This window comes from Xanthomonas sp. BRIP62415 (assembly GCF_003993515.1).
Lineage (GTDB): Bacteria > Pseudomonadota > Gammaproteobacteria > Xanthomonadales > Xanthomonadaceae > Xanthomonas > Xanthomonas euroxanthea.
This window is the reverse complement of the sequence record NZ_QEZH01000024.1, coordinates 65,138-73,993: the sequence shown is the minus strand read 5'-3', so window position 1 is coordinate 73,993 and position 8,856 is coordinate 65,138. Positions and strand designations below refer to the sequence as shown.

General features: G+C 66.5%; 8 protein-coding genes. 4 read left to right on the top strand and 4 right to left on the bottom strand.

All coding sequences use genetic code 11. The features are described from left to right. The first annotated feature begins 109 nt into the window (after positions 1–109). Positions 110–901, top strand: coding sequence for a cytochrome c biogenesis protein CcsA (gene ccsA / locus EO141_RS11630; protein WP_104582471.1), 792 nt, complete (start codon positions 110–112; stop codon positions 899–901). A 52-nt stretch (positions 902–953) separates the two neighbouring features. On the opposite strand, the gene EO141_RS11625 is transcribed toward ccsA, so the two are convergent. Continuing rightward, entirely contained in the window at positions 954–2,003 is a 1,050-nt protein-coding gene (locus EO141_RS11625) for an aldose epimerase family protein (protein ID WP_127169262.1), read from the bottom strand. 242 nt (positions 2,004–2,245) lie between these two features. Here EO141_RS11625 and EO141_RS11620 point away from each other — a divergent pair, with 242 nt between their 5' ends. After that, positions 2,246–3,829 (top strand): alpha-L-arabinofuranosidase C-terminal domain-containing protein, encoded by a 1,584-nt coding sequence (locus EO141_RS11620; RefSeq protein WP_164739176.1) that lies wholly within the window; start codon positions 2,246–2,248, stop codon positions 3,827–3,829. A 170-nt stretch (positions 3,830–3,999) separates the two neighbouring features. Here EO141_RS11620 and EO141_RS11615 read toward each other — a convergent pair whose 3' ends face one another. Beyond that, entirely contained in the window at positions 4,000–4,971 is a 972-nt protein-coding gene (locus EO141_RS11615; protein WP_104582469.1) for a LysR family transcriptional regulator, read from the bottom strand. 135 nt (positions 4,972–5,106) lie between these two features. On the opposite strand from EO141_RS11615, the gene EO141_RS11610 reads away from it, so the two are divergent. After that, on the top strand, positions 5,107–5,382 hold the full coding sequence (locus tag EO141_RS11610) for a DUF2798 domain-containing protein (protein ID WP_126941833.1): 276 nt from the start codon (positions 5,107–5,109) through the stop codon (positions 5,380–5,382). 414 nt (positions 5,383–5,796) lie between these two features. Then, positions 5,797–7,146 (top strand): glycoside hydrolase family 16 protein, encoded by a 1,350-nt coding sequence (locus EO141_RS11605; protein WP_127169261.1) that lies wholly within the window; start codon positions 5,797–5,799, stop codon positions 7,144–7,146. Positions 7,147–7,242: 96 nt separating this feature from the next. Here the strand turns inward: EO141_RS11605 and EO141_RS11600 are convergent, their stop codons facing one another. Together EO141_RS11600 and EO141_RS11595 are read right to left on the bottom strand one after the other, a co-directional pair. Continuing rightward, positions 7,243–7,611 (bottom strand): response regulator, encoded by a 369-nt coding sequence (locus EO141_RS11600; protein WP_104582466.1) that lies wholly within the window; start codon positions 7,609–7,611, stop codon positions 7,243–7,245. Further along, positions 7,604–8,767: a PAS domain S-box protein gene (locus EO141_RS11595; protein ID WP_127169260.1), complete on the bottom strand. Its 1,164-nt coding sequence runs from the start codon at positions 8,765–8,767 to the stop codon at positions 7,604–7,606. Before EO141_RS11595 ends, EO141_RS11600 begins: the two co-directional genes overlap by 8 nt. Positions 8,768–8,856 lie beyond the last annotated feature (89 nt).

Here is an 8,856-nt window from a genome sequence, read left to right as displayed (position 1 = left end):
GCACCCACTCGCGGCCGGCCCCCGCAAGCCGCCAGCGCCAGTCCCCAGCTCGCAACCCGCTTTTCCCGATTCCCGATTCCCCGCCCCACCAATATGCGAAACTGACACGATGACAATCGTTCTCATCGCGTTCGCCTTGTATCTGCTGGCCACGGCGCTGCTCACCCGGTCGGTGCTGCGTGATGGCAACCAGGCGCCTGCACGCTGGCTGATCCCGGCGCTGGCGGCCGTAGCGGTGCACGCCGGGTATCACGTGCTGGTGGCACTGCGCACCGCCGGCGGGCCGGACATGCATTTCTTCGCAGCGCTCTCGCTGAGCGGCCTGGGCATGGCCGCGCTGACGGCGGTGTTCGGCGCGCGCGGGCGCATGGCGGCGGTGGGCGTGGTGGTGTTCCCGCTGTCGGCGATCCTGCTGGCCTGCTACCACGCCTACGGCCACGAACCGAGCTCGGACCTGGGCTGGCGGCTGGAACTGCATGCGTGGATGGCGCTGCTGGCCTATGCCACGCTGGGTATCGCCGCGTTGCTGGCGATCATGCTGTGGCTGCAGGAGCGGGCCCTGCGCCGGCGCGATTTCCACACCTGGCTGCGCGCGCTGCCGCCGTTGACCGAGCTGGAGACGCTGCTGTTCCGCACCATCACGGTGGGCTTCGTGTTGTTGAGCCTGACCCTGCTGACCGGCCTGCTGTTCGTGCAGGACTTCCTGGCGCAGCGGCTGCTGCACAAGACCGTGCTCAGCATCCTGTCGTGGATCGTGTTCGGTGCGCTGCTGATCGGCCGCTGGCGCAACGGCTGGCGCGGCACCAAGGCGGTGCACTGGACGCTGACCGCGATGGCGCTGCTGGTGTTGTCGTTCTTCGGCAGCAAGTTCGTGATCGAACTGGTGCTGGGTCCGCGCTGATCGGCCTGGCTTCAGGCGCGCCGCGGCCTCACCGTCGCTGCGATCCCCGCGCTCAGGCGTCCAGCGCAGCGCTCACCACCGCCCAGGGCTGATCCGGCCCCGGGTCGGCGAAGTGATAGGCGATGCGGCGGCGGTAGACCTGCCCGGGCCGCAGGATCGTCGACGGGAAGTGGGGGTGATTGGGCGCATCCGGGTAGTCCTGCGGCTCCAGGCAGACGCCGCGGCCGAGGCCGGGATGGTGGTCGTCCAGATGCTGGCCTTCGTAGAGTTGCACCGCCGGCGCGTCGCTGCTGATGCGCAGCGCCACGCCACTGTGCGGCGAGTACAGCTCGGCCACGCACTCGGCCCCGGCGGCCAGCACCAGGCATTGGTCGTAGCCCTTGCCCAGCACCACCTGCGGGTGCGATGGGTCGATATTGTCGGCCAGCGCCGCCGCATGGCGGAAATCGAACGGCGTGCCGGCGACCGAGGCGATCTCGCCGGTCGGGATCGATTCGGCATCCACCGGCAGATAGCGATCGGCCGGCACGCGCAGCACCTGCAGCGCGGCGCGCCGATGCGGGTTGCCGGAGAGATTGAAGTAGGGGTGATGGGTCAGGTTCAACGGGGTGGCGGCATCGCATTGCGCCTCGAAGTCCAGCTGCAGGCGGCGTCCTCGCAGCTGCAGCCGCGCGCGCACCTGCAGATTGCCGGGATAGCCTTCTTCGCCGTCGGGCGAGTGGTAACCGAGCAGCAGCTGGTCCGGCGCCTGCTCCAGCACGCTCCACACGCGCCGCCCGAAGCCGCGCAGGCCGCCGTGCAACTGGTTACGCCCTTCGTTGGCGGCCAGTGTGTAAGTGACGCCGTCCAGCGTGTAGCGCGCACCGGCGATGCGGTTGCCGAAGCGGCCGACCAGGATGTTGAGGCTGTCGCCATCGGCGGCGTAGGCCGGCAGATCCGGCAATGCCAGCAGCAGCGGCACCACCCCGCGCGCGGTGGTCAGCCGCAGCGCATGCAGGATGCCGCCGTAGGTAAGCACTTCCGCCTCCAGTCCGGCATCGCTGCGCAGCGTGAGCGCATGGACTTCGACACCGCCTGGCAACTGCCCGAACACTCGCTGCATGGATCGTCCCGCCGATACTGGAAGCTGGCGAGCATAGCGGGGGAGCGCGGTCGACGACCATGCCCCGGCGCACATCCCGGCGCGCAGCGATGGCAATGGCGGCAAGGCATGCACCAGCGTTCGGCGGCTTGATCGCGATGCAGCAATACAAGCCGAGGTTGCAGGCACTAGGCTAGCGACGCGCCCGCCCACGCTGCGGCGTGCGACCACATCGATCGATCAGCACAGGAGCGCCAAGCCGAATGCAGTGGATTCTTCCCGCCTTGCGGATATCGCCCAGACGGCTGTTGCAGGCTGTCGTTGGCGCGGCCTTGGTCGCCAGCGCGCTCGCCGCCTCTGCTGCCGAGGTCGAGGTGACCGGCACGCTGCGCGCGGACCAGCCCGGCGCGCAGGTGTCGCGGCAGCTGTTCGGCCAGTTCGCCGAGCATCTGGGGACCGGCATCTATGGCGGGGTGTGGGTCGGCGAGGACTCGGCGATTGCCAATACGCGTGGCTATCGCAACGATGTGCTGGCCGCGCTGAAGGCGATTGCCGTGCCCAACATCCGCTGGCCCGGCGGCTGCTTCGCCGACGAATACCATTGGCGCGATGGCGTCGGCGCGCCGGCCAAGCGCCCGGTCAGCGTCAACACGCACTGGGGCGGCGTGGAAGAATCCAATCGCTTCGGCACGCACGAGTTCATGGACTTCACCGAACTGCTGGGCACCCAGGCCTATATCGCCGGCAACGTGGGCAATGCGGCGCCGGACGAAATCGCGCAGTGGGCCGAATACATGACCGCACCCACCCGCTCCAGCCTGGCCAACGAGCGCCGCGCCAATGGCCGCAACGCGCCGTGGCAGGTGCCCTACTTCGGCGTGGGCAACGAGTTGTGGGGCTGCGGCGGCAACATGCGCGTGGAATACGCGGCCGACGTCTATCGGCGCTACCAGACCTTTGTCAAGGCACCGGCCAACCAGAAGATCCTCAAGATCGCGCCCGGCCCCAACAACGACGACTACCACTGGACCGAAGTGATGATGCGCGAGGCCGGCACGCTGATGGACGGCCTGAGCCTGCACTACTACACCGTGCCCGGTGGCTGGCCGCCGCGCGCCTCCTCCACCGACTTCGACGAAACCGCCTGGATCGACACGCTGTCGCGCACGCTGGTGATGGACGAGTTGATCAACAAACACAGCGCGATCATGGACCGCTACGACCCGGGCAAGAAGGTCGCGCTGGTGGTGGACGAATGGGGCACCTGGTACGCCGGGTTGCCGGATGCAAACCCGGGCTTTCTGCATCAGCAAAACAGCCTGCGCGATGCATTGGTGGCCGCGTTGAACATCGACATCTTCAGCGCACATGCCGAACGCGTGCGCATGGCCAACATCGCGCAGATGGTCAATGTGCTGCAGGCGATGATCCTCACCGACGGCGACAAGATGGTGCTGACGCCGACCTACCACGTGTTCGCGCTGTACAAGCCTTATCAGGACGCCACCCAGCTGCCGCTGCAACTACGCACACCCGAGTATCGCCACGGCGATGTCCACGTGCCCGCAGTGCACGGCTCGGCGGTCAAGGCCAAGGACGGGCACGTCTACATCGCGCTGACCAATCTGGCGGCCAACGCAGCGGCGAGCGTGAGCGTGCAGGTAGAAGGCCTGTCACCGAGCAGCGTGGACGGGCAGATCCTCACTGCGCCGGCGATCACCACGCACAACACCTTTGCCCAGCCGCATGCGGTGGAGCCGAAAGCGTTCAAGGGCGCACGGGTACGAGGCAAGGCCTTGACGGTGGCCTTGCCGGCGCGTTCGATCGTGATGCTCAAGCTGGAGTGAGTGATGGCGGCGGCACCAGCTGCCGTCGCCGCAGTGGCTGGCGAGCGATGGCTGCGCAAACGGTGTTGCAAGGCGATGTTCTCGACGCATCGCGCGCCCGCGCATGACGCCTGCGTGCGCCTGGTGGACCAGGGCACGCAACCGGGCGGTCTCCCGATGTCGAATGCCGGCTATACCCCGGTTGCCGCCTGGGCGGGCGCAGGCGCCAGCGTGGGTTCGGCGATACGCCATTGCACGGGCAGGCGTTCGAGCACGTGCTGCATGAAGGCACGCACCTTGGGGGTGAAGTCGCGGCGGTCGGCGACGCAGAGGTAGATCCGCAGCGGTTCCGGCAATGCCTGGGCGCTGCTGCCGAGGGCGGAGACAAACAGCGGCTGCAGCTGGCCGCGCTGCAGATAAGGCTGCACCACATAGGCGGCCAGGCGCGCGATGCCGCCGCCGGCGGTGGCCATGGTGGCGAGCGCATCGATATCGTCGCTGACCATCGCCTTGCCCAGCTCCGGCTGGAAGCGCACGCCATTGCGCACGAAATTCCACGGCAGGCAGCGTCCGTCGACCGGGTAACGCAGCAGCAGGCAATCGTGATACTTCAAGTCGTCCGCGGTTTGCGGCGTCCCGCAGCGCGCCAGATACTCGGGCGCTGCGCAGACCACCAGCGGCACCTGGGCGATGCAGCGCGCCACCAGGCCGTCTTCCAGCTGCGCTTCGATGCGCAGGCTGACATCCACGCTTTCCTGGGCGTGCTGCACAGCCCGGTCGGTACACAGCAGCTCGATCTCCAGCTGCGGATACTGCTGACGCAGGGCCGGCAGCATCGGAGCGAGTACGTGCCGCGCGAAGGCCGCGGTGCTGGCCACCCGCAATCGTCCCGCCGGCGCCTGCTGCGGCCCGGCCACCGATTGCCGCGCGCGCTCCAGATCGCGCTCCAACTGCCGCACCTGTTCGAAGTACAGCGTGCCGCGCTCGGTCAGCGCCAGGCTGCGCGTGGTCCGGTGCAGCAGACGCACGCCCAGATGCTGTTCCAGACGCGCGATGTTCTGGCTGACCGCGGCGGCACTGATCCCCAGCAACTTGGCGCCTCCGGCAATGCTGCCGGCATCGACAGTGCTGACAAAGCTGCGGATGGACTGAAGAATGTTCATTGAATAGGCAAGTATTACCAAACGATTCGTAAGTTTTTCTTACGTAAGCCGCAAGGCTACGCGATCTACCCCGGCCGCGGTGGCGTCCCTACAGTGCTGCCCATCGTGCCGATCCGCGGCAACCGAGGCCATTGCATGTCGACATCTCCCTCTTCCTCCCCGTTGATGCGCCCGCGCTGGAAACTCGACGTGCGCACCACCCCGTTCGTGTTCGCGTTCTACATGGCCGCGATCATGGCCCTGCTGATGTGCCTGGTGATCACGGGCGCCAATACCGGCCTGGCTCCCGGCTACCTGTGGCGCGTGCTGGATGCCTACCGCATTGCGATGCCTACCGCATTCTGCTGCGTGCTGGTGGTGCGCCCGCTGGTGATACGACTGGTGGCGTGGACGGTGCACGCCGGGCATTGAGTCAGGCGTGCGCGAGCATTTCCGGAAACGGCCGTACGGCAAGCGTACCGATGCGTCTGCGCAGCCATCGATGCGCAGCAGCATGCGCCTTGCCTGACGCAGTGGCATCCAGGACGGGGCATTGCGGCAGGTGCTGCACGCGCTCGCATGCATCGTCGACCCGCCATCCCCCCGCTTGAATGTTCCGACCTGGACGCTGCGCATGCCACCTGCCGGCAGCGGACATTCGCAGCCAGCTGCTGCCGCGCAACATCCGGTGCATGCAGTCTGCGACCGCCGTCATGCCAATGATGGACTATTCCGGAATGAACACCACGGAACTGAAACGCGCCACACAATTGCTTTGACACTGAAGTAGCCGCTGCGCAGCGTCACGTCTCCATGGACATCGGTCCACTTTCTGGAGAAGCACGCATGAACACGCGACGCAGTGCCGCTGTGCAGCTCGCCCTGCTCTGGGCCGTGGCGATGCCACCAGGCGCGCACGCGCAAACCCTGGTGTGGGAGGACAACTTCAATGGGCCCGGCATCGATGGCGACAAGTGGACCTACGATGTCGGCAACGGCTGCCAGATCGGCTTGTGCGGCTGGGGCAATGGCGAGATGCAGTACTACACCAGCCGCGCCGAAAACGCGCGCATCGAGAATGGCCGGCTGGTGATCGAAGCGCGGCGCGAAGCGTTCCAGGGCATGCCGTTCACCTCGGCGCGCCTGAAGACCGAAGGCCGCATGCATTTCAAGTACGGCACGCTGGAAGCGCGCATCAAGACGCCGGTGGTGGGCAACGGGCTGTGGCCGGCATACTGGATGCTGGGCACCATCGGCGTGTGGCCAGGCCGTGGCGAGATCGACCTGATGGAAGCCGGCATGGCCGCGGCGATCGCCAATGGCACCGCCAATCGCCGTATCGGCGCCGCCGTGCACTGGGACTACAACGGCCAGCAAGCAGACTACGACACCAGCTACACCAGCCCCGTGGATCTGCATGCCGACTTCCATGTGTACCGCATGACCTGGGACCCGCAGTTCATCCGCGTGTCCATCGACGGCCAGCAATACTTCGAATTTGCGATCTCCAATATCGAGGGCGCCTCGCTGCACGAATTCCACCAGCAGCAGTATCTGCTGCTCAACCTCGCCGTGGGCGGCAGCTATACCGGTATCACCTCGCCTGCGGCGGTGACCGCGCCGCTGCCGGGCAGGATGGAGGTCGATTACATCCGCCTGTATCAAAACCCCGGTTCGCAGCTCTACGTGGGCGCGCAACATGCCGCGCCGGCAGGGCGCTTTGGCGTGTTCACCGAGCAGGCCGACACCAGCGGGCGGCTGCACTTCGGCCAGGATGCCGAGCTGTATCTGTGGAACAACCTCACCCCGATTGCGCAGGCGCCGTTCGAAGGCAGCAACGTGATGGCGTACCGCGCCAACGCCGGTGCCTGGTATGGCCTGGGCATCCAGACCGACTATCGCAACATGGCCGCCTACGCCGGCGGCGCGCTGAAGCTGCAGCTGAAAACCACCACGCCGTCGACGTTCAAGATCGGCATCAACACCAGCTTCGGCGACAGCTGGGTGGATTTTGCCACTGGCGGCAATCAGTACGGCCTGGTGCGCGACGGCGCCTGGCACGAGGTGAGCATTCCCTTCAGTGCGTTCTACGATCTGGACCTGCAGGCGGTCAAACAGATGTTCATGCTGGTGGCCGATCCACCCGCCGCGCCGGTGGAGATCGCCATCGACAAGGTGTATTACCAGAGCCGTTGAGCGGCATCCATGCAGCAGTCCCGGCGAAGGCGCCACACGATGGCCGCGCAATTCCATGCAGCGGTTCCTGCAGCGCGCGACCGGCGCAGCCCATGCTCAGGCGTTGGCTGCAACGCCTTTCAACACATCGATCAGCTGACGCAGGCGATACGGCTTGGGCAGGAAATCCACCCGCGCCGGCAGCGGTGGCAACTGCGCCTTTGCGAATCCCGAGGCCAGGATCACCCGCGCCTGCGGCAGCAGTTGCGCCACGTGTTCGCTCAGTTCGATGCCCGACATGCCGTTGGGCATGCGGACATCGCTGAAGACCACATCATAGGGGCCATTCTCGCGCAGCATGCGCAGGGCGCTATGGCCGTCGTCGGCGGTCTCGACGGTGATGCCTGCATCGCGCAGCGCCTCGCCGATCAGTTCGCGCAATTCCTGCTGATCTTCCACCATCAACAGACGCAGGGGTTCAGTCATGCTCAGCCTCCTCGATGGCCGGGAGAAACAGGGTAATGGTGGTGCCGCGGGCGGGAGCGGTGTCCAGCTCGACGAAGCCGCCGGACTGGGAGGCGAAGCCATACACCTGGCTCAATCCCAGGCCCGAGCCCTTGCCCACGTCCTTGGTGGTGAAAAACGGCTCACTGGCGCATCGCGCCACGTGCGCGGACATGCCGGGGCCGTCATCGCGCACGGCGATACTGACGTAATTGCACGGCCGGCCATGCGGATCGGACGGCGCAACACGCTGCTGTACGGCCGTTTCCAGCACGATGTTGCCGCCGCCAGGCATGGCATCGCAGCTATTGAACACCAGATTGAGCAAGGCCGCTTCCAGTTGGCCAGGGTCCACGCGGATATCGGGCAACTGCTCGGCGAACGCCAGCGACAGCACGATCCCGGCCGGGCAGGCACGCCGCAGCAGCTCCAGCGAGCGCGTCACCACCGCGTTGGCGCCATGGCGCTCGGGAATCAGCCGCTGCCCGCGTGCGAAGGACAGCAGTTGGCGCGTCAGCAAGGTGCCACGATCGACTGCGGTCTGCGCTGCTTCCACCAGCATGCGCGTGCGCGCATCGTCGCCGGCACGCAGCGCGATCAGATCCAGGCTGGTCACCATCACGGTCAGCAGATTGTTGAAATCGTGCGCCATGCCGAGCGTCAGGCGGCCCAGCGCATCCACCTTCTGCGACTGCAGCAGGGCGTGCTGCGCCTGCTGCAACAGCTGCTGCGCCTGGTGTCGCTGGTCGATGTCGCAGGTGACCTTGGCAAACCCCACCAGGACGCCGAATTCCAGCACCGGTTCGATCGCCACGCTCGCCCAGAAGCGGCTGCCGTCCTTGCGCAGCCGCCAGCCCTCGGTGGCAAAGCGCCCTTCGCGCTTGGCGGTGTCCAGATTCTGCGCCGGCTCGCCGCGTTGCACGTCCTCGGGCAGGTAGAAACGCGAGAAGTGCGAGCCAATGACCTCGGCGGCGGTATAGCCCTTGATGCGCTCGACACCGGGATTCCAGCTGCACACATGGCCGCCCGTATCGAGCATGTAGATCGCGTAATTGGACACGCTCTGCACCAACAGCTGGCACTGCCGGCTGTCGTGAGAAAGCGGCCCCGCACTGTCGACGGCCGTCTCCGCATCCATCGCGCGACTTTTCCCCGGAAAAGCGCGCGACCATAGTGACGGGTGCGTGAAGGCTGCGTGCAAGCCAACCCGACTGCAAAGCGTCAAAA